This window comes from Paracoccus sp. MKU1, assembly GCF_001447385.1.
GTDB lineage: Bacteria > Pseudomonadota > Alphaproteobacteria > Rhodobacterales > Rhodobacteraceae > Paracoccus.
The window spans coordinates 19,545-45,443 of sequence record NZ_LLWQ01000189.1; the positions used below are offsets into that span (position 1 = coordinate 19,545).

General features: G+C 62.8%; 29 protein-coding genes and 2 pseudogenes. 15 read left to right on the forward strand and 16 right to left on the reverse strand.

What is annotated here, in order from left to right; genetic code table 11:
- Positions 1-11 precede the first annotated feature (11 nt).
- From AQY21_RS15625 to AQY21_RS15645, 5 genes are all read left to right on the forward strand, one after another.
- Complete coding sequence (locus tag AQY21_RS15625) at positions 12-1,556, forward strand: indolepyruvate oxidoreductase subunit beta family protein (RefSeq protein WP_058098548.1); 1,545 nt, start codon at positions 12-14, stop codon at positions 1,554-1,556.
- A 204-nt stretch (positions 1,557-1,760) separates the two neighbouring features.
- A complete protein-coding gene (locus tag AQY21_RS15630; RefSeq protein ID WP_058098549.1) occupies positions 1,761-2,366 on the forward strand; it encodes a flavin reductase family protein in 606 nt (201 codons plus the stop codon).
- 300 nt (positions 2,367-2,666) lie between these two features.
- On the forward strand, positions 2,667-3,539 hold the full coding sequence (locus tag AQY21_RS15635; RefSeq protein WP_058098550.1) for a dioxygenase: 873 nt from the start codon (positions 2,667-2,669) through the stop codon (positions 3,537-3,539).
- An 83-nt stretch (positions 3,540-3,622) separates the two neighbouring features.
- Positions 3,623-4,798 (forward strand): muconate/chloromuconate family cycloisomerase, encoded by a 1,176-nt coding sequence (locus AQY21_RS15640; protein ID WP_082658132.1) that lies wholly within the window; start codon positions 3,623-3,625, stop codon positions 4,796-4,798.
- Between the two features lie 3 nt (positions 4,799-4,801).
- A complete protein-coding gene (locus AQY21_RS15645) occupies positions 4,802-5,428 on the forward strand; it encodes a glutathione S-transferase family protein (protein ID WP_058098551.1) in 627 nt (208 codons plus the stop codon).
- Between the two features lie 6 nt (positions 5,429-5,434).
- Here the strand turns inward: AQY21_RS15645 and AQY21_RS15650 are convergent, their stop codons facing one another.
- Positions 5,435-6,328 (reverse strand): LysR family transcriptional regulator, encoded by an 894-nt coding sequence (locus AQY21_RS15650; RefSeq protein WP_058098552.1) that lies wholly within the window; start codon positions 6,326-6,328, stop codon positions 5,435-5,437.
- Between the two features lie 124 nt (positions 6,329-6,452).
- Here AQY21_RS15650 and pcaD point away from each other — a divergent pair, with 124 nt between their 5' ends.
- The gene (gene pcaD, locus AQY21_RS15655; RefSeq protein WP_058098553.1) at positions 6,453-7,238 is read left to right on the forward strand and encodes a 3-oxoadipate enol-lactonase; all 786 of its coding nucleotides are present in this window, start codon (positions 6,453-6,455) and stop codon (positions 7,236-7,238) included.
- A gap of 107 nt (positions 7,239-7,345) precedes the next feature.
- Here pcaD and AQY21_RS15660 read toward each other — a convergent pair whose 3' ends face one another.
- On the reverse strand, positions 7,346-7,912 hold the full coding sequence (locus AQY21_RS15660; RefSeq protein ID WP_058098554.1) for a nuclear transport factor 2 family protein: 567 nt from the start codon (positions 7,910-7,912) through the stop codon (positions 7,346-7,348).
- Positions 7,913-8,205: 293 nt separating this feature from the next.
- Here AQY21_RS15660 and AQY21_RS15665 point away from each other — a divergent pair, with 293 nt between their 5' ends.
- The 6 genes from AQY21_RS15665 (at position 8,206) to AQY21_RS15690 (ending at position 13,666) form a co-directional block, all read left to right on the forward strand.
- On the forward strand, positions 8,206-9,366 hold the full coding sequence (locus AQY21_RS15665) for an amidase (RefSeq protein WP_058098555.1): 1,161 nt from the start codon (positions 8,206-8,208) through the stop codon (positions 9,364-9,366).
- Between the two features lie 283 nt (positions 9,367-9,649).
- Positions 9,650-10,924 (forward strand): aromatic ring-hydroxylating dioxygenase subunit alpha, encoded by a 1,275-nt coding sequence (locus tag AQY21_RS15670; protein ID WP_058098556.1) that lies wholly within the window; start codon positions 9,650-9,652, stop codon positions 10,922-10,924.
- Positions 10,900-11,412: an aromatic-ring-hydroxylating dioxygenase subunit beta gene (locus tag AQY21_RS15675; RefSeq protein WP_238986801.1), complete on the forward strand. Its 513-nt coding sequence runs from the start codon at positions 10,900-10,902 to the stop codon at positions 11,410-11,412. Before AQY21_RS15670 ends, AQY21_RS15675 begins: the two co-directional genes overlap by 25 nt.
- 2 nt (positions 11,413-11,414) lie before the next feature.
- Entirely contained in the window at positions 11,415-12,173 is a 759-nt protein-coding gene (locus AQY21_RS15680; protein WP_238986803.1) for an SDR family NAD(P)-dependent oxidoreductase, read from the forward strand.
- Between the two features lie 8 nt (positions 12,174-12,181).
- Positions 12,182-13,150 carry a PDR/VanB family oxidoreductase gene (locus AQY21_RS15685; protein ID WP_152988250.1) on the forward strand — a complete coding sequence of 323 codons (969 nt, stop codon included), beginning with the start codon at positions 12,182-12,184 and terminating at the stop codon, positions 13,148-13,150.
- Positions 13,151-13,159: 9 nt separating this feature from the next.
- Positions 13,160-13,666 carry a flavin reductase gene (locus tag AQY21_RS15690; protein WP_058098560.1) on the forward strand — a complete coding sequence of 169 codons (507 nt, stop codon included), beginning with the start codon at positions 13,160-13,162 and terminating at the stop codon, positions 13,664-13,666.
- Positions 13,667-13,675: 9 nt separating this feature from the next.
- Here the strand turns inward: AQY21_RS15690 and AQY21_RS15695 are convergent, their stop codons facing one another.
- From AQY21_RS15695 to AQY21_RS15725, 7 genes are all read right to left on the reverse strand, one after another.
- Positions 13,676-14,170: a MarR family winged helix-turn-helix transcriptional regulator gene (locus AQY21_RS15695; RefSeq protein ID WP_152988251.1), complete on the reverse strand. Its 495-nt coding sequence runs from the start codon at positions 14,168-14,170 to the stop codon at positions 13,676-13,678.
- Positions 14,171-14,336: 166 nt separating this feature from the next.
- Entirely contained in the window at positions 14,337-15,257 is a 921-nt protein-coding gene (locus AQY21_RS15700; RefSeq protein WP_058098561.1) for a LysR family transcriptional regulator, read from the reverse strand.
- A 97-nt stretch (positions 15,258-15,354) separates the two neighbouring features.
- On the reverse strand, positions 15,355-16,161 hold the full coding sequence (locus AQY21_RS15705) for an ABC transporter permease (RefSeq protein WP_082658133.1): 807 nt from the start codon (positions 16,159-16,161) through the stop codon (positions 15,355-15,357).
- Positions 16,158-16,958, reverse strand: a complete 801-nt coding sequence (locus AQY21_RS15710; protein ID WP_058098562.1) for an ABC transporter ATP-binding protein — start codon at positions 16,956-16,958, stop codon at positions 16,158-16,160. Before AQY21_RS15710 ends, AQY21_RS15705 begins: the two co-directional genes overlap by 4 nt.
- Positions 16,959-16,962: 4 nt before the next feature.
- A complete protein-coding gene (locus AQY21_RS15715; protein ID WP_058098563.1) occupies positions 16,963-17,910 on the reverse strand; it encodes an ABC transporter substrate-binding protein in 948 nt (315 codons plus the stop codon).
- Between the two features lie 29 nt (positions 17,911-17,939).
- The gene (locus AQY21_RS15720; RefSeq protein WP_058098564.1) at positions 17,940-18,497 is read right to left on the reverse strand and encodes a 4-vinyl reductase; all 558 of its coding nucleotides are present in this window, start codon (positions 18,495-18,497) and stop codon (positions 17,940-17,942) included.
- The gene (locus AQY21_RS15725) at positions 18,494-19,786 is read right to left on the reverse strand and encodes an acyl-CoA dehydrogenase family protein (protein WP_203416525.1); all 1,293 of its coding nucleotides are present in this window, start codon (positions 19,784-19,786) and stop codon (positions 18,494-18,496) included. The genes AQY21_RS15720 and AQY21_RS15725 overlap by 4 nt, the downstream gene beginning before the upstream one ends.
- Before the next feature lie 299 nt (positions 19,787-20,085).
- On the opposite strand from AQY21_RS15725, the gene AQY21_RS15730 reads away from it, so the two are divergent.
- A complete protein-coding gene (locus tag AQY21_RS15730; protein ID WP_058098565.1) occupies positions 20,086-20,520 on the forward strand; it encodes an RbsD/FucU family protein in 435 nt (144 codons plus the stop codon).
- Here AQY21_RS15730 and AQY21_RS29385 read toward each other — a convergent pair.
- The 5 genes and pseudogenes from AQY21_RS29385 to AQY21_RS30245 all read right to left on the reverse strand — a co-directional run.
- Positions 20,517-20,762 (reverse strand): hypothetical protein, encoded by a 246-nt coding sequence (locus AQY21_RS29385; RefSeq protein ID WP_058098566.1) that lies wholly within the window; start codon positions 20,760-20,762, stop codon positions 20,517-20,519. The genes AQY21_RS15730 and AQY21_RS29385 overlap by 4 nt on opposite strands.
- An 87-nt stretch (positions 20,763-20,849) precedes the next feature.
- A complete protein-coding gene (locus AQY21_RS30230) occupies positions 20,850-21,533 on the reverse strand; it encodes an IS66 family transposase (RefSeq protein ID WP_369807789.1) in 684 nt (227 codons plus the stop codon).
- Between the two features lie 98 nt (positions 21,534-21,631).
- Positions 21,632-21,862 (reverse strand): annotated as a pseudogene (locus AQY21_RS30235) (transposase); the annotation flags it as partial.
- 60 nt (positions 21,863-21,922) lie between these two features.
- A complete protein-coding gene (locus AQY21_RS30240) occupies positions 21,923-22,102 on the reverse strand; it encodes an IS66 family transposase zinc-finger binding domain-containing protein (RefSeq protein WP_369807790.1) in 180 nt (59 codons plus the stop codon).
- Positions 22,103-22,181: 79 nt separating this feature from the next.
- A pseudogene (locus AQY21_RS30245) lies at positions 22,182-22,424 on the reverse strand (IS66 family transposase); the annotation flags it as partial.
- Between the two features lie 509 nt (positions 22,425-22,933).
- Between AQY21_RS30245 and AQY21_RS15745 the strand changes: the two are divergent.
- Complete coding sequence (locus AQY21_RS15745; protein WP_058098567.1) at positions 22,934-23,245, forward strand: recombinase family protein; 312 nt, start codon at positions 22,934-22,936, stop codon at positions 23,243-23,245.
- 91 nt (positions 23,246-23,336) lie between these two features.
- Here AQY21_RS15745 and AQY21_RS15750 read toward each other — a convergent pair whose 3' ends face one another.
- Entirely contained in the window at positions 23,337-24,014 is a 678-nt protein-coding gene (locus tag AQY21_RS15750) for a YceI family protein (protein ID WP_058098568.1), read from the reverse strand.
- Between the two features lie 426 nt (positions 24,015-24,440).
- On the opposite strand from AQY21_RS15750, the gene AQY21_RS15755 reads away from it, so the two are divergent.
- Positions 24,441-25,571, forward strand: a complete 1,131-nt coding sequence (locus AQY21_RS15755; RefSeq protein ID WP_203416527.1) for an acetyl-CoA hydrolase/transferase family protein — start codon at positions 24,441-24,443, stop codon at positions 25,569-25,571.
- Here AQY21_RS15755 and AQY21_RS15760 read toward each other — a convergent pair.
- Positions 25,537-25,899 (reverse strand): integrase core domain-containing protein (locus AQY21_RS15760; RefSeq protein WP_152988252.1); only part of this gene is annotated, 363 nt, incomplete at its 5' end. The genes AQY21_RS15755 and AQY21_RS15760 overlap by 35 nt on opposite strands.

Sequence of the window (25,899 nt, forward strand, 5' to 3'; positions counted from 1 at the left end):
AAGGGACATCCATGACCATGCCCGCACCGATCATCGCCCGCAGATCGCCCGGTCCGCAGGGCGAAAAGATCATCACCCTGGCGGCGCTGGCCGTCGGCGGCCAGGGCGGCAGCGTCCTGACCAACTGGATCACCGACCTGGCCGAGGCGAATGGCTATCACGCCCAGTCCACCTCGGTCGCGGGCGTCGCGCAGCGCACCGGCGCCACGGTCTATTATGTCGAGATGTGCAAGGACACGGGCCGCATCCCGGTTTTTGCGCTGTCCCCGTCCGAAGGCGACGTGGATATCATGATCGCGGCCGAGCTTATGGAGGCGGGCCGGGCGGTGATGCGCGGCTTCGTGACGCCGGGGCGCACGACGCTGATCGCCTCGACCCACCGGATCGCGGCGGTATCGGAAAAGGTCGTGCCGGGCGATGGCCGCGCCGATGCGGCGCAGGTGATCGCCGCCATGGGCCTTGCCGCCGACCAGGTCGTGGCCTTCGACATGGAGGCCATGGCCGCCAGGGCAGGCTCGGTCATCTCGGCCAGCCTGTTCGGCGCCCTGGCGGGTTCGGGCGCGCTGCCCTTTCCGCGCGAGAGCTACGAGGCGGTGATCCGCAAGGCCGGCAAGGGCGTCGAGGCATCGCTGCGCGCTTTCGGGCTGGCCTATGATTGCGTCAGGGGCGATGTCCCGCTCCCCGCGGCCGAAGCCGCAAAGCCCCGCATCCGCACGCTGAACGTCCCGACCAGTCTGCAAGCCGGCTGGCGGGCGCTTGAGGCCCGGCTGGACCGCCTGCCGCCCGAGACGCAGGGGATCGCGGGCCTGGGCCTGAAGAAGGTCGTCGATTACCAGGACATCGCCTATGGCGGGCAGTATCTCGACATGGTCGAGCGCGCCGCCCGGCTGGATGCCGCGCCCTTCGCCATGACGCAGGCGGCGGCGAAATACGCGGCCAATGCGCTGTGCTATGACGACATCCTGCGCGTGGCGGACCTGAAAACCCGCGCCAGCCGCCATGGGCGCGTGCGCGACGAGATGCGCGTCGGGGACGGCCAGGTGTTGCAGCTGACCGAATATTTCCACCCCCGGTTCGAGGAACTCACCACCACCCTGCCCGCCCGGCTCGGGGCGTGGCTGCAACGCAGCGACCGCGCGCGGCGGCTCTACGCGCGCCATCTGGACAAGGGCCGCCGCATCCGCACCGACAGCCTGCCGGGATTCGGCATGCTGTGGGCCGTCGCGGCATTGCGCCCCTGGCGCCGCAGCCTGCTGCGCCACCGGATCGAAATGGCGCATGTCACGGCCTGGTTCGACCGGGCGATGGAAATTGCCAAGGCGGATCGCGCCCTGGCCGCCGAGATCCTTGCCAACCGCCGCCTGATCAAGGGCTATTCCGATACCCATGCGCGGGGCCTGTCCAGGTTCGACCGCGTCATGTCGGCCCTGCCGATGCTGCGCGGGCGCCCGGACGCGGCGGACTGGATGCGCCGGCTGCGCGTGGCCGCGCTGGCCGATGAACAGGGCAAGGCGCTGGACGGCGCGCTGAAGACGGTCGAAAGCTTCGCGGGCTGATCAGGCGGCCCGGTCGTCCAGAAAGCGGTGCAGCAGGTCTCGCGTGGCGGTGATGTCCTCCTCCATCGCCGCCCGGAAGCCGGGCACGTCCCGGCGGGGCGGGGTTATGATGCAGTTTCATACATGCCAGAAAATCTGTCGATTGGACGGCCTCTGCCCAACCGTGCAGGCTGTGGATGCACCCTTTCGCGATCAGGAGGCCCTTTGGACCACCGTTATTTCGACTTCGCCGCCTTGCCGTCGGACGACCGCTACAAGATTCTCAGCGGCTGCATTCTGCCGCGCCCCATCGCGCTGGTGACGACGCGAGGCAGGGACGGCCACGCCAACGCTGCACCGTTCAGTTTCTTTGGCGTGCTGGATCACGACCCGGCCATAGTCGCGTTGGGTATTGGCGCCCATCCAGACGGGCGGCGCAAGGATACGGTCCGTAACATCCACGAGACCGGAGAGTTCATGGTCCACATCCCGGATCTCGCATTGGCGCGGGCGGTCGAGATTGCCGCGACGCCGGTCGATTATGGCGTTGACGAGTTGGCGTTGGCGATGCTGGATCACGAGCGGGGCAAAGCGATCGGCAGCCCGCGCATCATTGCGGCGCCTGTGGCGATGGAATGTGTGCTGCACACGACCGTGCCGGTTTCCAACACGCGCGACATCCTGATTGGCAAGGTTAGCGGTCTGTTTATCCGGGCCCAAGCGGTCAATGAACGGCTGCATGTGGATCCGGCGCAGATCGATGCGATCGGCCGGCTTGGCGGGCGCACTTATTGCACGACACGCGACCTGTTTGCGGCGCCCCGCATCTGAACGCAATCGGCAGGTCTGGCGAGGCAGGTCGGCTGTCCGGCCTGCCGCACTGTTAGGCACCAAGCCTTGATGGTTCCGCTCTGCGCAACTCGTGTGCCATTCCGACATGCTTCCCCAAATTGGTACCGGCGCGGCGCGGGTTGGGCGCTTCATCAAGGTATGAGAGAACAACATATCATACCAGTAAGGTATCATGAGATACCGGGCCAGCCGCTGGCGTGAAACCAGAATACGTGCAAATTCATCTAAGTGCAAATTCCGTTCCGCAGCGATACCAGCGGGGCGAACCGGAGGAGAAACATGCGCAACGTCACCGTCGACAACGTCACCGAGGTCGTCATCGACTCGCTGGGAAAACATGCAGACATCCCGGCCCGTCAGCGCGAGATCATGGAAAGCCTGATCCGTCACCTACATGGTTTTTGCAAGGACGTGAACCTGACGCATGACGAATTCCTGGCGGCTTGCGACTATCTGGGTCGCGCCGGCGCCATGTGTTCGAGCAAGCGTCAGGAATTCATCCTGCTGGCCGACATCCTCGGCGTTGAGGTGCTGGTCGACATGCTGTCCAACCCTGTCAGCGGTAACGAGACCATCTCGACCGTGCTGGGGCCGTTCTTCCGCGAAAACGCCCCGATTCTGCCTAAGGGCGCCTCGACCGTACAGAAAAGTTTCGAGGGTGAGGAGACCGTCTACATCGAAGGCTATGTCCGCGACGTGAACGGCAAGCCGATCGCGGGTGCTGTAGTCGACATCTGGGAGGATGCGCCAAACGGCCTTTACGAGAACCACGATCCCGACCAGCCCGACTACAACCTGCGCGGCCGTTTCCAGACTGATGAGAGCGGCCATTACGCCTGCCGCGCGATCCGTCCGGTTCCCTATCCGATCCCCAGCGACGAAACCGCCGGGCAACTGATCCGGTACATGGGTCATCACCCGATGCGCCCTGGCCATATCCACATGTTCGTGGTCGCGGAGGGCTATCGCCCGCTGATCTCGCAGATTTTCGACTCAAGTAGCGAGTATCTGGACGAGGATTCGGTCTTTGCGGTGAAAGAGGAACTGATCGGGGAGTTCAAGAAAGCGCCCGAAGGTTCGGACACCGATCTGGTGCTGCGCTTCGACTTCACCCTTGCTGCTGCGAATCCGCAGAAAGCCGCCGCTGAGTGACGGCTGGCCCACACCGCGCGCCGTTGATGAGGCGCGCGGCATTTCAGGGATTCGGGCGGTGCCCGGACAAGGACGGTATTGATATGAGTAACTCGCTGGCTGTCGAAGGGGCCGTTTCCTTCATCGCCGAGGTCGCCCGGCCCGGGCAGCGGATCGCGGCGGTCGAGACGATGATCGTGGATGTGCCGACGACCCGCCGGCATCGCTTGTCGAATACCGAGATCAGCTTCCAGTCCTATGTGATCGTGCGCACGGCGCTGGCCGATGGCACCATCGGCTATGGCGAGGCAGCGACCCTGGGCGGTCCTCGCTGGGCCGAGGAAAGCGTCGAGGCGATCAAGGCCAATATCGATGCCTATCTGGCGCCCGCGATCATCGGACAGAGCGCGCTTGATTTCGAGGCAAACAACCTGGCCATGCAAAAGGCGGCAACCCGCAACAATGCCGCCCGCGCTGGGGTCGACAGCGCCCTGTTCGACGCGGCCGGCAAGTCGCTGGGCCTGCCCGTAAGCCAGTTCCTGGGCGGCGCGTTGCGCGACCGGATCGAGGTGCTGTGGGCGCTGGCTTCGGGCGATGCCGAGCAGGAGATCGAAGAGGCCAGGGCCAAGCTGGCGGCGCGCGAACATCGCCGTTTCAAGATCAAGCTCGGCTTTCACGAACCCGCGGAGGACATGGCACGGCTGACCAGGATCGTCGAGGCTCTGCCGGATTGCGAGATCGTCTGCGACGTGAACCAGGCCTGGACTGAGGCGACCGCGATCCGCTATCTACCGCGCCTTGCCGAACTGGGGATCGTGCTGATCGAGCAGCCGTTGCGGCCGGGGCTGAGCGCCGCGACGGCCCGTATTGCCGCCCGTAGCAAAATTCCGGTCATGACGGATGAGGCCGCTTTCTCTGGTCCCGAGATCGTTGGGCAGGCTGTGGCAGCGGCGGGCAGCGTCTATTCGCTGAAGCTGGTGAAAAGCGGCGGGCTGCTGGAACTGAAGCGCGCTGCCGGAATCGCGCAAGCCTGCGGCATGGAGCTTTACGGCGGCTGCCTTCTGGAAACCGGCATCGGCGCGGCGGCGCATCTGGCGGTGTTTTCGACCCTGCCGCGCTTGGAATGGGGCTGCGAGCATTTCGGGCCGAAGATCGTTAAGACCGACCTGACCAATGGCGAGATCCTGTTCCAGGACTTCCACATCCATTGCCCAAAGGGTCCGGGGCTGGGCATTTCGATCAACGAGGCGGCGCTGCGCCAGATGGCACGGCCGAGGTAAGCGATGCCGTTGCTGCACTGGTCCCCGCGCTCGCCCTATGTCCGCAAGGTGATGGTGGCGCTGCATGAAAAAGGCCTGGCGAATGAGGTGCGGACCGTCCGCACCCATGCCGATCCAATGATCCTGCATCGCGAACTGATGCAGATGAACCCGCTGTCCAAGATCCCGACGCTGGAGCTTGAGGACGGAACAGTCCTGTTCGACAGCCATGTGATTTGTCGTTGGGCGGATCGTGCTGGCAGTGGTGGACCATATCTTTTTCCCGGAGCCATCGAGGCCGAGCGGGACGAAGCGCTTGGAACTGGGCTACTGGATGTCGCGCTGCCGTGGCTCGTCGAGACGCGGATGCGCCCCGAAGCGAAGCGTTCGGCGGAGCTGGTGACAGTGTATCGGTGCAAGCTGAATCGCGTGGCCGACTGGCTGGAAGGCCATGCGTTGCGGCTGGCCGAGCGCCCCTTCGACATCGGTCATCTCAGTATCGGCGTGGCGCTATGCTATCTGGATTTCCGCTTTGATGCCGAGCGATGGCGCGACGGCCGGCCCCGGCTGGCGGAATGGCACGCAGCCTTCTGCGCCCGCCCGTCCGTTCGGGCCACGACCTTCCACGACGATCCGCGCCCTGCCGCCTGAGCCGTGTCAGCCATGCGATTTTCGGGCAAAGCGCCGGGTGACGTCGATGAAGTTCATCACCTGTGGCGCACGGTTGTCCAGGCGCGAATGCACGGTCAGGGCCGTGCCGGGGTTATGGCCGGAATAGGGGCGATAGATCACCCCCGGCCGTTGCGTCACCGAAACCGATTCCGGCACCACCGACAGGCCGACACCCACCGATACCAGGCTGATGGCGCTTTGAAAGTCCTGCGTCAGTTCCAGCCTGGCGGGGGCGAAGCCCTCTTTTTCGCAGATGCCAAGTACTACATCCGCGTAGCTGGGCCGGGGACGGCGGGGATAAAGCACGAAAGTCTCGTTCGCGAGGTCGGCAAAGCGCAGCTCGGATTGCGTGGCCAGCCTGGAATTGTCCGGCAGCGCCAGAATCAGCTTTTCGCGGCACAGCAATTCGCGACGGAACTCGTCGTCTCGCAGTTCGGGACGCGCCACGGCAATGTCGATTTCGCGGCTGATCAGGGCGCGATGCAGTTCGGCATTGTTGACCGCGGAAAGCGCCAGTTCGACATCTGGATAAGAAGACCGATAGGACTTGATGAGCAAGGGCAGCACTCCGTGCGAGGCGGACCCTACAAAGGCGATGCGCAGCCGACCGGCACCGCCTGCACCCACCGCCTTGGTTTCGCGATAGGCCGCATCCAACCTTTCGAGGATTTGCCGGGCATGTTCTTGCAGCACCATACCCGCCTGGGTCAGCCGGATCTGGCTGCGACTGCGATCGAACAGTTGCACCCCCACCTCTTTCTCCAGTGTCGCAATCTGCCGCGACAGGGGCGGTTGCGCGATCTCCAACCGTGTCGCGGCTCTGCCGAAATGCAGTTCCTCGGCGACTGCCAGGAAATATCTCAACCTGCGAAAGTCCATTCCCGCCCCCTCTTTTGCAGGCTGCATGATCCTGCCGTGACACCCCAAAGGTATCGAACAAGTCTTTCCAGATGCTGCCAAGAAACGAAACATGGCTTGGCCCCCGCAATCACAGGAGTTTGCCATGCATATGATCCAGTCCGAAGGGCTCCGCCTTCATGTCCGTGCCGATGGGCCGGAGCAGGCCCCGGCGCTGCTGCTCCTGAATTCGCTGGGCACCGATCTGCGCATGTGGGACGCTGTTGCAGCCGATCTGGCGCGTGATTTTCGCGTGATCCGCTTCGACAAGCCCGGCCATGGCCTGTCGGAATCGGCCCCGCGCCCCTTTGGTATGGAGATGCTTGCACGCCATGCCTTGGCGGTGCTGGACATCTTCGATGTGAGATGCGCCGATATTCTGGGTCTGTCGATCGGCGGGCAAATTGCCATGGCCTTGGCCGAGGCCGCGCCAGAGAGGGTCGGGCGGCTGGTGCTGTCGAACACCGCGGCGCGGATCGGCTCGCCAGAAATGTGGACCGCGCGGATCACGGCACTGGAAGCCGGCGGGCTTGCGGCGATGGCGGATGACATTCTGGAGCGGTGGTTTCCTGCTGCATGGCGCGCGGCCCATCCGGCGCAGCTTGCGGGCTGGCGGGCGATGCTGTCGCGCTGCGACCTGCAAAGCTATCTGGGCTGTTGTGAGGCACTGGCCGCCGCCGACCAGACCCGGACATGCCGTGATCTTGCCACGCAGGTCCTGACCATTGCCGGTGGTGCCGACCTTGCAACGCCGCCCGAGGTAGTGGCCGCCACGGCGGCACTGATCGAGGGTGCGGAAACCGCGCTGATCGAGAATGCGGGCCATCTGCCTTGCGTCGATGCACCGGCGCAATATCTCGCTTTGCTGCGGTCCTTCCTGCTCAATCGTTAATCGGGTGCGTCGTTTCGGCGGCCAAGGATTGGCTGGCAGGCACGGCAGGGACAATCTGCCCGCGCCGTGCCCATTGCGGCATGAGGGGCGCATGGGGGACGGTTGTCTCAAGGCTGCATCAGCACCATCTTCGACGGATAGTCCGAAGCCCAGGTTGCAGGCAATGGCGCGATGAAGACATTCTCGGTACGCGTGCGTGCGATCTTCCATTTGCCATCCGGCTCCTTGCGGAACAGGTTGTTCAAGCGCGACGACCTCAGCATTGCCGTGCCGTCCGAGAACAGCCAGGGCTGCATATGCACCCATTGCCCGTCTGCGTTGACCAGATCGTCATGGACATGGATCTGTTCCGAAGTCAGGTAATGACAGTTCAGGATCAGGCGTGGATCGCGCTTTTCGTCCCAGAACCCCTCGAAATGCGCACGGATAGCCTCCTGGCCGACGGCACGGCCGAACTGATTGTCGTAATATTCCCCGACCCCCTCCCAGATCGCGTCCCGAGTGTAAAGCTGCACGATCCGGTCGATCCGTGCCTTGTCGTCCTCGACACCGTATTCCGGGTTCGGCGTATCGCACAGGAACATGTAGCGCGCCTGGATACGACGGATATCAGCCTCTGCCTCGAGAATCGCAACGCGCCGTGCAAGCGATTCGACTGTGACCTCTGCGGTCATGTTCTCTCCTCTCCTGTGCTGAGAAATGCTGGATACCGTCACCGGACGGCGGTGCCGCGAATGCCGGTCGCTGCCAAGGCTGGCATCTGCCAGGCAGTCGGTCAAGCGGTAATATTACCGTAATCTTGCGTTGATAAGGCCGCCATCACCCGGCCATCCAGACATCCGGGCCGCGCCCACAGCAAGGATCTGGGATCACGCATCCCGCAACAAATTAGTTGACGCGTCACGTAAATACGGTAATATTACTGTAATTAGGAGGCAGAGCCCGGCTCTGACGAGAAATGACAGCCATGCTGAAAAGCCATCAGAACACCGCCAGCACGGCGATCATATCCGCCTGTTCGCTTGGGGCCGGGCGGGGACCGCGCGTCGCGGTCAAGGATTGCATCGACATTGCCGGACTGCCCACACGCTGTGGCTCGGCGGCCTATGAAAATGCTGTGCCAGCGGGGCGTCATGCCGATGTCGTCGAAAATCTGCTGGACGCCGGGTGCCATATCGTCGGCAAGGCCAACATGCACGAACTCGCCTATGGCATGACTGGCGTGAACGGCCATTTCGGCACGCCGCTGAACCCTTGTTATCCTGATTGTATTCCCGGCGGCTCCTCTTCGGGTTCGGCGGTGGCGGTTGCCGCAGGGCTGGTGGATTTCGCAGTCGGCACCGATACAGGTGGTTCGATCCGCCAGCCTGCCGTCTGCTGCGGCGTGTTCGGACTGAAGCCCACCTTCGGGCGCATTTCACGCCGTGGCGCCTATCCAGCGACCAGTTCGCTCGATTGCATCGGACCGTTTGCCCGCACTGTTGGGATGATCGAGACGGCGATGGCGGCCATGGATCCCGACTTTCACCGGGCCGAATGCCCCGATGCGCCGCGGTTGGCGCGGATCAAGGTCGATGTCGACGCTAGGATCGGCCAGGCGGTGCTGTTTCCGCTTCTGGAACAGGAATACCCGGTTCCTTATGTCAGCCTTCCCGGCATGGACGAGGCATTTCGCGCAGGCATGGTTTTGATCGCCCGCGAGACCGCCGCGGCCTTCGGCCCACTGTTGGACGAGGGCCGCCCGCTGGGTGCCGATGTGCGGGAGCGGCTGGCGAATGCGCGCCGAATCACCGACGCACAGGTTGCCGAGGCCGAGAAGATTCGCCGCCACTTTACCGCGGCGGTCGATGCCGCGCTGGAGGGTTGCGATGCGATCCTGACACCGGCGTTGCCGGTGGTGCCGCCGACCTTGGCCGAAGCTGCCGATCCGCAAACCATTCTGCCCCTGACCCGTTATCTGCGGCCATTCAATCTCAGCGGCCACCCAGCCATTGTTCTGCCGGTCCGGACCGCCGACGGCTTGCCGGCTGGGTTGCAAATCGTCGCGCGCAAGGGCGACGACGCCAGACTTTGCGCCGTTGCCGCGTGGATTTGCGAGACCGTCCCGAAATTCCAGGCTCAACACTGAAGCGATGAATGCCCAGCCGGGCGAGGCCCGGCGATCCGTGATGCCCTTCCCGAAACCCGATCATTGCCGTCTGGTCGAAAGGACCCAGCATGTCTGAAATGAACGCCAATCCGCACGCCACCTTTTTGCGGCGCTGATGCGCCGACGGTGTGATTGCTCCGACGATCCTCCGCGCAGCGTGACGATGGGCGAGAAAGATCGCTCCGCTTGCAAATCCAGGCGCAAACGGTCCGCAGGGCTTCGCGCCGACTATCTCCGAAATATGATCAGGAAAGGAACTGAGATGTCTCTTGACATGCCGAAATTCAGTGACCTCGATGCGCTCTACTCTACGGATGACGCCAAGGTCGGGACCTCGATGTATGAGGATCCCGAATTGTTCAAGGTGGAGATGGAGAAGATCTTCCGTCGCACCTGGGTCTGGGTGGGTCACGAGAGCGAATTCCCCGACAAGGGCAGTTTCAAGCTGTCGAACGTCGGGCTGGAGCCGGTCATCGTGGTGCGCGACCGCAAAGGCACGATTCATGTGATGGTGAACCGCTGCCGCCATCGCGCCGCTACCGTCTGCGAGGTCAAGAAGGGCAAGACCTCGTCGTTTCAATGCCCCTACCACGGCTGGGGCTACGGCCTTGACGGCTCGTTGCGCGCGCTGCCCTATCCCGAGCAATACGGCGACGATTTCAACAAGGAGCAGCACGGGCTGCAACGTCTGCGGACCGAAATCTACAACGGCATGGTCTTTGCCACATTCAACGAGGAGGTCGAGCCGCTGGTAGATTTCTTGGCCGGCGCCAAGAAATGGATCGACCTGTTCATGAAGCAGGGCGGCGGCTTCCCGGTGAAAGTGCTGGGCGAACACCAGTTCTCGGTCCCGATGAATTGGAAGGTGCAGTTGGAGAATACCACTGACGCCTATCACTTCCCGGTCGTACACAAGTCGTTCATGCAGTCGCTGGACGGCCAGACCGAGGAGATGTTCGAGTTCCTGGAAACCGGCAAGGGTTTCGTCGAGGATCTGGGAAACGGGCACTCCGTCATGGTGATGATCCCCGAACTGGTCGATCTTGACGAAAATCTGGACGCGCCGATCCCCGACCGTTTTCAGGAACTGGCGCAGGAATTGCGCGACGAAGGCTATCCGGACGATCAGGTCCGCAAGATCGTGCGCGCGGTGGGTGGCGCGGGCTTCAACCTGAACCTGTTCCCGAATGTCGCCTGCTCGATGGCTTTCTTCCGGGTTCTGACGCCGAAAAGCGTGACACAGACAGATATTCGCCACCTTGCGCTTGGCATGGAGAGCGGCCCGGCTTCGGCCAACCGGATGCGCCTGCGTCTGCACGAGCATTTCCAGGGTCCGATGGGCTTCGGCTCACCCGACGACGCCGAGGTCTGGGAACGCGTGCAGCGTGGCACGGTGGGCGGCGGAGAACTGCCGATCCTGGTGAATCGCGGCATGGTCGATGAACAGCAGGGCGTGGACGGTCCGCGCGGCCATATCAGTGCCGAGACCGGTATGCGCGCCGCCTATCACATGTGGAAAAGGATGATGTCGGCATGAACGAACTCAGTAAAATCGACACCGCAACGCTGCTTCAGGATGTTTCGCAATTTCTCTGGCAGGAGGCGGATATCCTTGATCGCAAGGATTACGACGCCTGGCTGGCCCTGTGGCTGACGGATGGATTCTATACCCTGCCGATCGATGACACGCAGGATTTCGACAACACGCTGAATCTGTGCCATGACAACGACAAGATGCGCCGCGACCGGATCGAGCGGTTCCAGCGCGGTTTCTCGATATCCTCGGCGCCGCCGGCGGATACGATCCGCACAGTGTCGCGCTTCGTCATCGACAAGGCTGAGGGTGACGTCGTCGTCCGCAGTGCCGAGCATCTGATCGAGAACAAGTTCGGCCGGCAGCGCGTCTGGGCGGCGAACCTGACGCATACTCTGGTTCGCACGGATCAGGGCTTCAGGATCCGGCACAAGGTTGCGCGTCTGCTCAACTCCGCAGGGATGCTGAACTCGTTCAGCTATCTGTTCTGATGGTGGCGCCGTTGCCTGAAAAGGTCCAGACGGCGGTTATCACGGGGGCAGCGCGCGGCTTGGGCACCCATATCGCGCGCAGCCTGCACCGTGCGGGCTTTCGGGTCGTTCTGTCGGATATCGATCCCGAGCCTGCCGCCGCCCTGGCCTCCGAGCTTGATCTTGCGGGGGAAACCGCCTGGACCGCGACGTTGGACGTCACGAAGCCCGCGGATTACCAGTCCGTTCTCGACAAATGCGTCGAGCGCTGGGGGTCGGTCGAAGTGCTGGTGAACAATGCCGCCCGCACCGCCATGCAGCCGGTGTGGGAGATCGACCCGACCGATTTCAACGCCGTGCTGGCCACGAATGCTGGCGGCACATTCACCGGCTGCCAGATCTTCGGTCGGCATTTCCGCGAGCGGGGATATGGCCGGATCGTCAACATCGCCTCGCTGTCAGGACAGAATGGCGGCATCTCCGCCGGGGCACATTACGCCGCCTCCAAAGGGGCGGTCCTGACCCTGACCAGGATCTTTGCCCGCGAGTTGGCGCCTCATGGCGTGACCTGCAATGCCATCGCTCCAGGTCCGCTGGACATGCCGGCGGTCCGCGCAGCTCTAGGGCCGGAAAGGCTTGATGCGGCGCTGGCGGGTATCCCCGTCGGCAAACTGGGCGAGCCGCAATTCGTGGCAGAGATGGTCACGATGCTGGCGGCCCCCGGGGCAGGCTTCGTCACCGGCGCTTGCTGGGACGTCAATGGCGGGAGCCACATGCGATGAGCAAGGACATGACTTTCAACACTCTTTCGCTGATTGTCCTGAAGCGGATCGAAGAGCCGGGCAACATCGTGCGCCTGCGTTTCGGCCGGCCGGATGGCGGTGCCTTGCCACCCTTTACCGCCGGCGGGCATCTGGATATCCATCTCCTGGATGAAGACCTGGACATGTGGCGGCAGTATTCGCTGTGTTCGGATCCGGCGGAGACCGGTTTCTACGAGATAGGCGTGCTGCGCGATCCCAAAAGCCGCGGCGGGTCCGAGGCGGTTCACCGGCTGGCCCGGCAGGGCGCCAGTTTCGACATCGAAGGCCCGCGCAACCATTTCCCGCTAGAAGAGAACGCGTCTCTCTCCGTGCTGTTCGGCGGCGGTATCGGTGTGACGCCCATGCTGGCCATGGCGCAACGCCTGCACCGGCTCGGGCGCGATTTCGTCCTGCATTACTGCACCCGGTCCCGGGATGTGACTGCATTCCGTGACCTGATCGCCACCGCGCCTTGGACCGATCGCGTGATCTATCACCACGACGATCTGGAAGAGGACCAGCGTCTGAGCATGGACCGCGATCTGCCGGCGCCGGACGCGAAGACACATCTTTACGTTTGTGGCCCGCAGGGCTTCATGGACTGGGTGATCGGCGAGGCCGAGGCGGCTGGTCATGCGTCGACCAACGTGCATCGCGAATACTTCTCGGCTGATGTCGATACCCATGGCGACAGTTTCGAAGTCGAGGCGCGGGCATCGGGCGTCACTGTCATGGTCGGCCCGAATGATACCATCGCCAAGGCACTGGCCCGCGAAGGCGTCAGAATCGAGGTGAAATGCGAGGAGGGCGTCTGCGGCACTTGCGTGACCGAGGTGCTGGAGGGCGTTCCCGACCATCGCGACATGTTCCTGACCGACAGCGAGCGCGAGGAAGGCGAGATGATCTGCGCCTGCTGCTCGCGTGCGCGCTCGGCCAGGCTGGTTCTTGATATCTAGGAGGTTGAGATGACGAAGGGTGCAACGCCCATTCCGCCTGAGGCATCGGCCTTTCGCGAGGGTATGAGCCGCCTGGGAGCGGCGGTCAATCTAGTCACCACCGACGGGCCGGCTGGCCGGCACGGGCTGACGGTTTCGGCGGTCTGCTCGGTTACGGATTCCCCTCCCACGCTGCTGGTCTGCATCAACCGCAACGCCTTTGCACATGACGCTTTCATCGCAAACGGCGTACTTTCGGTGAATGTCCTTTGCGACAGCCACCAGAATCTCTCCATGAGTTTCGCGCGTTGGACCGGCGAAGACCGTTTCGGCCAAGCCTTGTGGGAGGTGCGGGCAAGCGGTGCGCCCTGTCTGGCCGATGCTTCGGTCAGTTTCGACTGCCGCATCGCCGACGTGCACCAGCACGGCACCCATTCCGTGCTGTATTGCGAGGTTGTCGACACGCGCGTACGGGCCGGGCAGCCGGCCGGGCTGATCTGGTTCCACCGCAACTTCCATCCGCTGGAAGCCTGCTGAAACCGCTGCTCAGATCTCGTTCAGGCGATTGAGGACCTTTTCCAGTAGCCCGTTGAGGGCTTCCAACTCGGCCTGGGTAATATTGACGAACGAGGCCGCCAGGATCTTTTCGGCCTCGATCAGCGCCCGTTGCCGCAGGGCATCGCCCTTGGGGGTCAGCGTCACTTCGGTGACGCGCCCGTCGCTGGGGCTTACACGGGTCACAACCATCCCGTCCACGACCAGCCGCTGCACGATCTTGGTCGCCGTGTTCAGCTTCATCACGCTGAACTCGGCGATCTCGGAGACGCTGAGATATTCCTCTTCGTAAAGCGAGATCAGGACTCGCCACCGCGGCATGTCCAATCCCAAGGGCTTGAGCCGCCGTTCCAGCACTTGAACATAGCGGGCATTCACCCGCGACAGCCAGTAGAACGGCCAGTTCTTCTTCATATGCTTGACCTGCCCCGCCACCTTGTCCGCAGCATCGACGTCGCTTCGCAGGATCTTGGTCATGTCAGTCATCTAGGCTCCCGATAGGGTGCTGCGGGAAATCCCTGCTTTGCTGGAAGGATGTCGGCGGCAGCCCGGCTGTGCACTACAATAGGTAAGCGATACCCGTCCCGCAAGGATCCGATGGACCATGCGGCGGCAGGGATGCGTTGTCAATTCCCCTAGCAATCCCGAGCCCTTAGGAGACAGGCTCCATCCGCAAACCGCCGATCGCGCCAGCCAGCCATTGGATAGCGCGGTCATCGGCGAAATTGCGGTGCACGGTCAAGCTGATCGGGATGTTCGGCAGATCGAAGGGCAGTTCCAGCAGCCGAAAGGCTCCTTCCACATTCACCCGCTCGGCGGCACTGCGCGGGTAAAGCGTCGCAAGATCGGTGTGGCGCACGATCTCGGGGGCGACGGTGAAATGCACCAACCGTGCCGTGACCAAGCGGACCGCGCCGATGACCTGAAGCCGCTGGTCGATCAGGCGATAGCCGGGCGCCTGGGTCGAGACATCGACATAGGTCAGAGCCGAGAATTCGGATTTGCTGAGCTTGCTGCCGCGGATGGGATGATCGCGCCGGACCAGGCAGACGAACTGGTCGTGAAAAAGCAGCGACGACTGGCATTCTTCGCTGAATCCGGGTGTGAAGCCCAGGGCGATGTCGACCTGCCCGGCCCGCAGCGCCGCCTCGGTCCCGAGATCGAGCAGGGGAACCGATTCCAACCGGGCTGACGGTGCCTCGGCCTCCATGACGGCAAGCAGGGCGGGCAGGAAATAGAACTCGGCCACATCCGACATCGCCACGCGAAAGACGCGGGTCGAGGTGGCGGCATCGAAGCGGCCTTGCTGTTGCAGCGAATGGCCCACGGTCTGCATGGCGCGGTCGAAGGCGATGAACAGCTGCGCGGCTGTGGGGGTCGGCATCATGGCGTTGCCGACACGGGTAAATAACGGATCGCCGAAATGGTCGCGCAGCCGGCGCAGGCCGTGGCTGACGGCGGGTTGGGTCAGGCCCAGCCGCTCGCTGGCGGCGGTGACACTTTGCAGGTCCCAGATCGCCAGGAACACCTTCATCAGGTTCAGATCGAACTTTTGCAGGTTTAGGTAACTCATGCGATGATTGAACCCCTGCCTGTAAGGATCGCAACCGGATTCTTTGCAGGCAGGGGAAAAGGCGACAGACCGGGCGGCAGCGCCGCCCGGCAATGCATCACAGGAAGCGCTTGAGGGTCTTTTGCGTCACGATGCGGAATATCCTGTCGAACAGGAAGCCCAGGCAGCCGAGCGCAATGATGCCCACGAACACCCAGTCGGTGCGGGCGAAGTTGCGCGCAGTCCAGATTGTGGCCCCCAGCCCCTGTTGCGCTGAGACGATCTCGGCCGAAACCACTGTCAGGAACGAGTTGCCCATCGCGATCCGTGCCCCTGTGACCATGAAGGGAACGGTCGAGGGCAGGATGATCGAGGTCATTTCCTGCCGCTGGTTCGCGCCCAGGCTGCGGGCGGCCTGAAGACGCAGCGGGTTCACCGATTCCACGCCAGCAATGGTGTTCAGCGTGACGATGAAGATCGTGGTGTAGAAGATCAGCGCGATCTTGGTCAGTTCGCCCGGGCCAAGCCAGATGACCGCCAGCGTGACGAAGGCAATGGGGGGAATGAAGCGGAAGAACTCGATATAGGGGTCGACCAACATGCGCACTGTCCTGAACCGCCCCATGAACAGGCCCAGCGGCACGCCTAGGGCCACCCCGGCCGCCCATCCTGCGAAGATACGCGTGCCCGAGGCCCAGACCGAAGCCGCGAGCGAGCCGTCCAGCGCCATTTCCACCGCTGCGTTCCACACCATCAACGGCGAAGGCAGGAAAAGCGGCGAGGTCATGAGCGAGCAGACATGCCACAGCAGCAGCCCGCCGGAGATGGAAATGGCAGGGAGCAGGAACCGGCCGATCTGCTCCATGGAGAGGCTGCGGATTCGGGTTGCGATCATCTTGCTCGATCCGTTGGTGATATAGGTCATTCTGCCGCCTCCTTTCTGCTCGACAGGCCCTGCTGGGCCAGGGCTCGAGTCACTTCGGCGCCGATTTCGTCGCGCAGCTGCCGGAAGATCTCCAGCGCCGCGGGATCGGCCTGGTCGCGAGGATGGCTCAGCCCGACCTCCTTGACTGATTTGATCCCGGCCGCGGGGCCCGCCGTCATCACGACGACCCGGTCGGCCAGCAGGACGGCTTCCCAGATGTCATGGGTCACAAAGACGATAGTGCAGCCGGTGGCGCGCCAGATCCGGTCCAACTCTTCTTGCAAGACCTCGCGGGTCTGGGCGTCCAAGGCGCCGAAGGGTTCGTCCATCAGGACCACAGCCGGCTCGTTGATTAGGACACGGGCTATCTGGGCGCGTTGCCGCATGCCGCCCGACAGCTGCGCCGGAAACCGTTCGGCGGCGTGGCTCAGGCCGACCAGTCCGATATAATGGTCTGCCTTTTGCCGCCGCACCTGCGAAGGGACGCCGCGCAGGCGCAGCCCATATTCGACGTTCTGCCGGATGGTCAGCCAGGGGAAAAGTACTTCTGACGACTGGAAGACCACCCCGCGGTCAATGCCGGGGCCGACGACCGGCTTGCCGGCCACTGTCATGGTGCCCGTGACCGGCAGGAAACCGGCGATGGCGTTCAGCAGCGTGGATTTCCCGCAGCCGCTGGGGCCCAGCAGGCAAATGAACTCGCCTGGGCGGATGTCCAGGCTGAAGCCCGATACGATCTGCGCCACCCCGAACGAGATCCCGACCTGCGAAAGCGTGATTGATGCGCCGTTTCCCATGCCATCAACCCTTGAAGAATCCGGTCTGCATGTCGTTGCGATAGGGGACCACGCCATCGGTCACCTTGCTGTCGGCCAGGAACTGCGCCATGCGGTCATAGCTTTCCAGGTCGGCGGGCGTGAAGTCGCGCACGACGGCCGTGTAGTCCTGCATCGCTTGCAAGCTGGTCGCCTCGGGGATGCCGGTCTCGGCCTTGATCGCCCTTGCGGCGCGCTCGGGATCGTTGCGCACGATCTCGGCGCCCTTTGCCAGGCCGCGCAGCACCGCCTCGCAATCTCCCTTGCGGCTGTCCAGCAGCGCGGCGCTGGCCGTCAGCCATTGCGTCGAGAGATAGCCCACATCCGCGCTGTTCAGCATGATCTTGCCGCCCTGCTGAACGCCCAGAGCAGGCCATGGCTCCCACACGAAATATCCGTCGATATCGCCCCGTGCCAGCAGCGCCGGCAGTTCCGGCGGACCCGAGGGCACGAACTCGATCACCGCTTCGTCCAGGCCCAGCTTGGCGATCGTCAGACGGGTCGCATACTCGCTGATCGAGCCCATGACCACGCCAAGCTTCTTGATCTGCTTGGCATCGTTGATGTCGGAGTGGACGACCAGCTTGGTATAGGTGCCGGATTCGTAGACCACCGCCAATGGCCGCAACTCGGCGCGAGGAAGGCGCAGGATGCTCGTCGGTTCCGAGGCACAGGCCATATCGACCTGGCCGGCGACAAGCGCGTTCATCGCCTCGCCACCGTCGGTATAGGTCTGCACGTCGACCGCGACATTCTCTGCCTCGAACAACTTCTCGTTCGCAGCGACGAAGAATGCGGCAAAGACCGGATCGGAGCCGACGGCGATGCGGATCGGCGCCCCCTGGGAGAAGGCGATGCGCGCGCTTAGCGCAGCGATGGTCAGACCGGCGCTGGCGGTCAACAGGCTGCGACGGGAGAGCGATGTTTTCTGCATGTGGTTCCCTATTGGCTGAGACTGGCTTCTTATGCTTGGTTTGTTTGTTCAACGGTGGCGCCGGGTTGGAGGCAGGTGAAGTGGCAAGTGTCGCCACCGTGGCAGGCTGCGCAATGCGTCTCTATCACCTTCCCGCCGTTGCCGAATATCTGCGCGGCGATGGCGGTCAGCATGCCTTGGATTGGGGCGCATGCCGGCTGGGAGGCTGGCTGCGCGATGCCCGCGGCGAAGGGGCTGTTGCGGACCGTCAACCCATAGTTGCCGTCTTGCCCGGCCTGAAACCTCCAGAGCCCCCAGCCCAGATCTGCCGAGATCTGTTCGATGACCCGCAGCAGGGCCTCGAAATTGCCCGGCCGGGCCTGAAGATAGGCCGTGACCGAGCGCCCGCCGAACTCGGCGACCGAGCCGGCGAGCGCCGCCAGCGCTTCGGCCCGCGCGGAAGTGGGCAGTCGGTCGAACATGCCCATCAGCGCGTCGGGGCGCATGATCAGATAGCGGATCGGGCCATCCGACAATTGCCCCGTTTCGTGGTCATGATGCAGCCGCTGGCGAAAGCGCCGGGCGGTGTCGACGCTTGCCGCCGTCATGGAAAGCCCGGCGTCGGTGGCAGGCCGGCAAGCAGAGCACCCGCCTGCTCCAGCGTAACGTCATTCAATGCGGCGTGCTGTGTGACGACCAGGCTGTCGCGAAGGATTTGCTGCATCCGGTGGGTGCTTTGTACCGCGCCCATGCCGACGATCCGGAAACAGGTCTGGATCACTTCCGCGCCGATATGTGCGGCATGTGTGGCGCTGAGTCGCAGAAGGGTGTTCAGCTCCAGAGGCACGTCGTCGCCTGCTTGCAGAACCTGCCATGCTTGCTCGGCGGTTTCATAGAAGAACAGCCGTGCGCTGCGCAGCTTGGCTTCGCCCTCGGCCAGGCTGCTGCGGAAATAGCCGCGATCCGCCAGCCGGCTGGCACCGGGCATCAGTTTGGCCCCACCCGACATTTCTGCAGCGAGATCCAGGGCACCGCGTGCCAGGCCAAGGTTGCAGGCGGCGTGAACCTCGGCCTGAAAGGCCAGCGGCGGGTAACGGTATAGCGGCTCATCGATCCGCGCGGGCGCGGCGCGGGCGCAGATCCATTCGTCGGCGACGAATTTGTCCTTTAGCTGCGTGTCATGGCTGCCAGTGCCCTGCATCCCCATGACCTGCCAGTTATCGATGATTTCCACCTCATCTGCCGGACAGACGGCCATATGTGCGATCGGAGGGCCGCCCGCACCATCGTCGACGGCGATGCCGACTCCGATCCAGTCGGCGCCCTTGCAGCCGCTTGCGAAGCGCCAGCGGCCGCTGATACGCCAGCCGCCATCGGTGCGGGTGGCCTTGCTCAGCGGGTAGAGGCCGCCGGCATAGACCTGGTCTGGGCCGTCAGCATAGATCATGGCCTGGGTTTCGACGGGCAGAGCCGCCAGATAGGTGTTGGCGGACCCGAAGGCGGCGACCCAGGCAGCGGATCCGTCCACTACGCCAATCCGTTCGATCATCCGCAAGAACAGGTGGGGAGCCATGGGCGTGCCGCCGAACCGGCTGGGCGTGGCCGACCGGAAAATGCCCGCCTTCTTCATCTGTGCGATGACATCGCGGGGAATGTGGCGCAATTCCTGGAATTGCTGGCGCTGTTCGATGATCAGCGCCAGCAATGCGTCGAATTCGGCATCCTGCGGGCTGGGATTGTCGCTGGCATGAAGACGCTGCGGAGTCGAGAATCCCTGAGAAAGATACATGGCTGCTTTCCTGTTGGCGATATTGTTGCTGATCGGCGTTGATGGACTGAATCCTCGGTCCGGACCATTTTTCCAATGCATATTTCTTAATATCTGAATGAAAATCATGCATGGTCTTGTCGATCTCGGCATGCATTGGCGTTTCGCGCTATATGGTGTTGATTTAAAGGGAGTATCGATGGAATACGGACTGGAATGCCGCCGTTGCCCCCGTAGTGTCATGACGATTATGATATCGCATGATACCATGCCTTACCTTCGGAATGCTCTGAAACGCGGCGGATGAGAAGGCCACGTAGGCCAGAGAGGCGCGGCACGGACTGCTCGACGGCCTTGCGGGAAAGCGGCGATGACGATGACCGGCGGGGCGGTTATCCTGCGTCATCGCAGCGAGAGGGGGGCGACAGGTGCTGAAGGGAATCGATCCGCTGATCGGGCCGGAGGTGTTGGCCGTGTTGGCGCAGATGGGTCATGGCGACGAGATCGCGATGGTCGACGCGAACTTTCCAGCGGCCTCGGTGGCGGCGAGGACCGTTTGCCGCAACGTCCTGCATATGGATCGCGATGCGATCCGGTGCCTGCGCGCGGTGCTGTCGCTACTGCCTCTGGACCGGTACGAACCCGATCCGGTTCTGACCATGCAGGTGGTCGGCGATCCCGACGCCATCCCCGAGGTGGTGGCCGAGGCCGCACCGCTGCTGGCGCACGAGGGCATCGCCCCCGCCTCGCTGGAGCGGTTCGCCTTCTACCGGCGGGCGGAGGGCTGTTTTGCCATCCTGCGGACCGCCGAGAGGCGCCCCTATGGCAACTTCATCCTGCGCAAGGGCGTGATCGGCGGCTAGGTGGGCAGGTCCAGCGCCAGGGACCGCGCCAGCCGGACGAGGCAGGCCAGCGTGGCGTCGCGCTGACCGGCGCCGGTATCGCCGGGATGCTCGATATAGGCGCAGGTCAGGACCGCCATGGCATCGCCCGAGGGACCCAGCACCGGCACGCTGAGGTCGGTGACGCCGACCGCCTGGCGCGACGGCGCGACGCGGAACCCTTGCCTGCGCACCTCCGCCAGATCGGCTTCCGCCTCGGCCAAACGCGTTGCGGCATCCGGAACGCCCCATTGTCCCAGCGTTTCCGCCAGCCGGTCGGGATGCTGGAATGTAACCGTCCGGTCTGACCGCTATCCGTTCCAGCGCCACGGCAGCAGGTTCTCGACCTTGTTGATCTTGTAGTCGGGGATGCGGGCGATGGTGTCGGCGAGCCAGGCTTGGGGATCGACGGCGTTGAGCTTGGCTGTCTCGATCATGGTGTAGGCGATGGCGGCGGCCTTGCCGCCCGCCTCCGAGCCGACGAAGAGGTAGTTCTTCCGCCCGAGGGTGATGGCGCGCATGCCGCGTTCGGCAGCGTTGTTGTCCAACTCCAGGATACCGTGGTCGAGGTAGGGGCGCAGGCGTTCCATCCGCGACAGCGCGTAGCGGATTGCCGCCGCGAGCGGAGATTTTCCCGAGATCGTGGTGAGTTGCATGGCTAGCCAGGCCTCGAGATCATCGAAGACAGGGGCGGCATGGGCCTTTCGCAACTCTGCGCGACGATCAGGTGGCGACCCTCGAGCTTCCTTTTCGACGGCATATAGCTGGGCGATCCGTCCGATGGCCTCTTCGGCGATGGGGGAGCCTTGCGACCGGTGGATATCGACGAACTTGCGTCGGACATGGGCCATGCAGGCGACCTCGCGGATGGCGCCGGAACGATAGAGATCGTTGAGCCCGGCATAGCCGTCGGCATGCATCCAGCCGCGGAAGCGGGCGAGATGGTCCTTTGGATGCTGGCCTTTGCGGTCGCCCGAGAAGCGATAGTGAGCCATTGGGGCGCCATTGGTTCAAGCCCAATGGCGAACGCGGCAGGCGGAGCATCGCTGCCCCAGGGCCGTTCGTCGCACGCATAGGTCCAGAGCCGTGCTGTTTGCGTCTTGCCGGTGCCGGGCGCCAGCATCCGCACCGGTGTATCATCGGCAAAGATCGCCTCGGCCGAGAGGACATGGCGGCCGATGGCATCGGCGAGAGGTTCCAGCAGGGCGGTGGTCTTGCCAGCCCAGTCGGCCAGGGTGGAGCGGTCGAGATCGAGTCCTTCGCGATCGAAGATCTGGCTCTGGCGGTAAAGCGGCAGATGGTCGGCATACTTGCTGACCAGCACATGGGCGAGCAGGCCGGGGCCGGGACGGCCGCGCTCGATGGGTCGCGAGGGCAGCGGGGCCTAGACGAAGCGCTCGCAGCAGTAGCAGGTCAGTCGGGGCCGGACGATGCGGTTCACGATGAAGCGGCCGGGAACATATTCCAGTTCCTCGTTCGGCACGGCCCTCGGACCGGTGGCGGGCTCGTGCCTCACCGTCCTCGCCGATCCGGCGCAGGCGCCCGCCGCACTCGGCACAGGCATCGGCGCCGGGGGTCAGTTCCACCTCCATCCGGGGAATGTGGTCCGGGATCGGGCGGCGCTTGGGTTTGCCCTTCTCCTCGATGTCCGGCAGCTTAATCCGTGCCGTCATCGCGGCGGCGGCGATCTCGCTGGTCTCAGGGGCCAACTGAAGCTGCTCCGCCGTCTCGGACGACACGCCAAACCGATATGCGCGGTGCCCGGCCAGCTGGTGTCGGAGCTTCTCGATCAGGATCGCCTGGGCCTTCACCTCGGCCAGAAGCCGCGCAGTGAAGCTGCGCAACTCCTCGGGATCTTCCGGCAAGGTCAGGGTTTGCTCGAGCATGGGAGAAGTTTACCCCACGGGATTCCTTGTGGGAATCCCCTGGTTGCCGAGCGGTCGGATTATCCCGCTGCCAGCGGGCGCCAGGTCCGTTCCGGGGTCCGCCAGTCGATCCTCTCCAGCGAGGGTATACAGGAATATCCCCTCTGGTGAGTCTGATGAATCCTTTCCGGAAGAGATCCGTGTGCTCGATCCGCGTCATCCGCTGTATGGCAAAGTCTTCCGGGTGCTCGGCAGATCAGGCCATGGGGAGGCAATTTCGAGCCGTCCTACGAAGTTGAATACCGAAACGGCGTCACGCTGCTCGTGCCGGTCGCTGCGGTTGAACATCAGGATCTTCCGAACGCCAGAACCAAACTCAGCGTTGATGCTTTGTTTGATCTACTAAATATGGTAGAGTGCCTGCATCATCATGAGCACCGCACCCGAACATCTCTGGACAATGCTGCCGCCGGCCCTGCGACGACAGATCGTCGACGACATTGCCGCGGTTCTGGCGGAGGTTTCCCGTGATGTCCGAATTGATCCAGGCAACGCATCTGAAGCGCAGGGCGGTCGTCTACATCCGGCAGTCGACGCCGCACCAGGTCGTGAGCAACCAGGAAAGCCTGCGGCTTCAATATGCACTTCGCCAACGCGCCCGCGAACTTGGATGGCATGAAGCCGACATCGACCTCATTGACGCCGATCTCGGCCTAAGCGGTGCGTCCGCCGCGCATCGCAGCGGCTTCAAGGAGCTTGTCGGCCGCGTCGGGCTTGGGGAAGTGGGGCTGATCCTGTCGATCGATGTGACGCGTCTCGCCCGCAACTGTTCCGACTGGTAGCATAGTTTGTCCCGGTCAGGTTTACCGGCTGAGCCTCAAAGCCAGACGCATCAACTCCGATTGTTGATGCGATCTGCGCTATTGATTGGGCCTACTTTACGGTTGGAGCCAAAATGAATTCGCCATCAAAGCGGATGGTAATTTCGGAGCCGACTGATCCCTTCGGCTGGCCAAATTCGGTACGATCAAATACGCCCTCGGCCGCAAATGCTACTGTTGGGACATCCCTGAAGGGGTGCTTTTCGATCTCGCCGTTGAATGTTGCCTTGAGCGTTACGGGCTTGGTGACACCGAGAAACTCAAGATTACCCGTGACATCTGCGGTTGTTGGTCCCGTGGGCATCACTTTGGTCGACTTGAACACAATAGTCGAATAGTTATCACCATTCAGAAACTTCGGCGAGCGAGCGACTTCTTCGTCCCAGGTTTCAAAACCGGAATCTGCATGCGTGGCCTTGTAGTTTCCTCGATATCCGGTTTCAACAGACGTCGGGTCGATGACGACTTCAACCGAGGAATCCTCGATCTTTGTCGGATCGAGTTTCAACGTAGCTTCGATATCGTTGAAGCGCGCGGTATAGTTGGAAATTCCGTTGTGCTTGACCGACCAGAGCAATACCGCATGCGTGAGATCAAGTTCATAAATGCCAGCGGGAGCTTTCACTTCAATGTTCGGCAACGTGGTTTCGGCTGTAGCGAAACCCGACATTCCGCCGAGCAGGGCATAAATAACGAATGCTGAAGCAATGCCCTTCTGGGTGAATTTCATCGTTGATGTCCTCTTTCTGGAAGTCGATTCAGGTATGAATTTGGTCATTCACCGCCGATCTTCCTTGACACAGGTCAAGGGAGCATCACTTTCTTGCCGTTGGAATAGTGCGACAAAACAACACATTTCTCCGGCGTAATCTGGAACAGCGCGGCGATCGGAGCCCACCTGGTCAGGACTTCGCTATCGCTATCCCGACCAGAAGTTGAGCACGGACCCGTTCGAGATTGCCAGCTCTGTTGAGTGGTTGATAGGTGCGTCATTGAGACACAGGCATTGTCGCGCTGAAACATTGGCAAATCTCTGCGGGCAGTGGATTGGAAAATCTGGGTAATCCACCGTCGAATTTTATCCAGCAGCCGCCGGAACTGATACCGGGGTCATCGTGAAGTCGGTAGGTGCGTTTTCAAGGCAGGTGAGGCAAGAATGACTGAATCGAGGCTGCGAGCAGAGAAACTGCGCTCAAAGTTGATGAGTGCTGAGGATGCGGCATCCCTGATCGGTTCGGGGTCGGCGGTTGGAATGAGTGGTTTTACTGGTTCTGGCTATCCCAAGGCAGTGCCGTTGGCGCTTGCGGCCCGTATCGAGGCCGAACACGCGGCCGGAAATCCTTTCCATCTCCGCATCTGGACAGGTGCTTCGACCGGCCCCGAACTCGACGGCGCCCTTGCCAAGTCCGATGGCATCGAACTCAGGCTGCCTTATAATTCCGATCCGATTGCGCGCGAAAAAATCAACCGTGGCGAGATGGAATATTTCGACATGCATCTGAGCCAGGTGGCGCCGATGGCCTGGCAAGGCTTTCTTGGCCCGCTCGATACGGCGACTATCGAAATTTCCGGCATTCTCGCCGATGGTTCGCTCATCCCCTCCTCCTCGGTCGGCAACAACAAGACATGGCTCGAACGAGCCGACAAGGTGATCCTCGAACTCAATTCCTGGCAGAGCGCCGATCTCGAAGGCATGCACGACATCTACTACGGAACGGCGCTGCCGCCGCATCGTGTACCCATTCCGCTGTCGCGTGCTGATGACCGCATCGGTGACAAGTTCTTCCGCTGCGACCCGGACAAGATCGTTGCCATCGTCCAGACCGAGACACCGGACCGCAACCTGCCCTTCACACCGCCGGATGACGTGGCGCGCACCATTGCCGGCCATCTCCTGGAGTTCTTCAGCCACGAGATTGCCAAAGGGCGGCTGCCGAAGTCCCTGCTGCCGATCCAGTCGGGTGTAGGCAATATCGCAAACGCAGTGCTCACGAGCCTGATCGACAGCCCCTTTGAGAACATGACGGCGTTTACCGAAGTCATCCAGGACGGGATGCTGGATCTGTTGGACGCAGGCAAGCTGCGCATAGCATCGGCGACGGCCTTCTTACTCAGCCCCGAGGCGGCGGTCCGGCTGAACGCCAGCATGGCGTACTATCGCGACAGGATGATCCTGCGGCCGCAGGAGATCAGAGGTGGTTCGGTTTATCTGAACAGGTTCGGGGCGTTTTTTAAGTGGATTTCCGCCTCGATTATGCCGCCGCCGCTTCGGGTGTCGGCTGGTTGAAGTAGGCCTGATCGGGCGTTTTCCCGTCAAGTGATGAATGAGGCCGACGGCTGTTGTAAAAGCGAAGATACCTGCCGATCCCGGCGCGGGCTTCCGAGACGCAGGCATAGGCCCGCAGATAGACCTCCTCGTATTTGATGGTCCGCCAGAGGCGCTCGACGAAGACGTTGTCGCGCCAGGCGCCCTTGCCATCCATGCTGATCTTGATCTCGCGGGCGGCCAGCACCTTGATGAAGTCGGTGGAGGTGAACTGGCTGCCCTGGTCCGTGTTGAAGATCTCGGGCCTGCCGTGACAGGCCAGCGCCTCCTCCACAGCTTCTATGCAGAA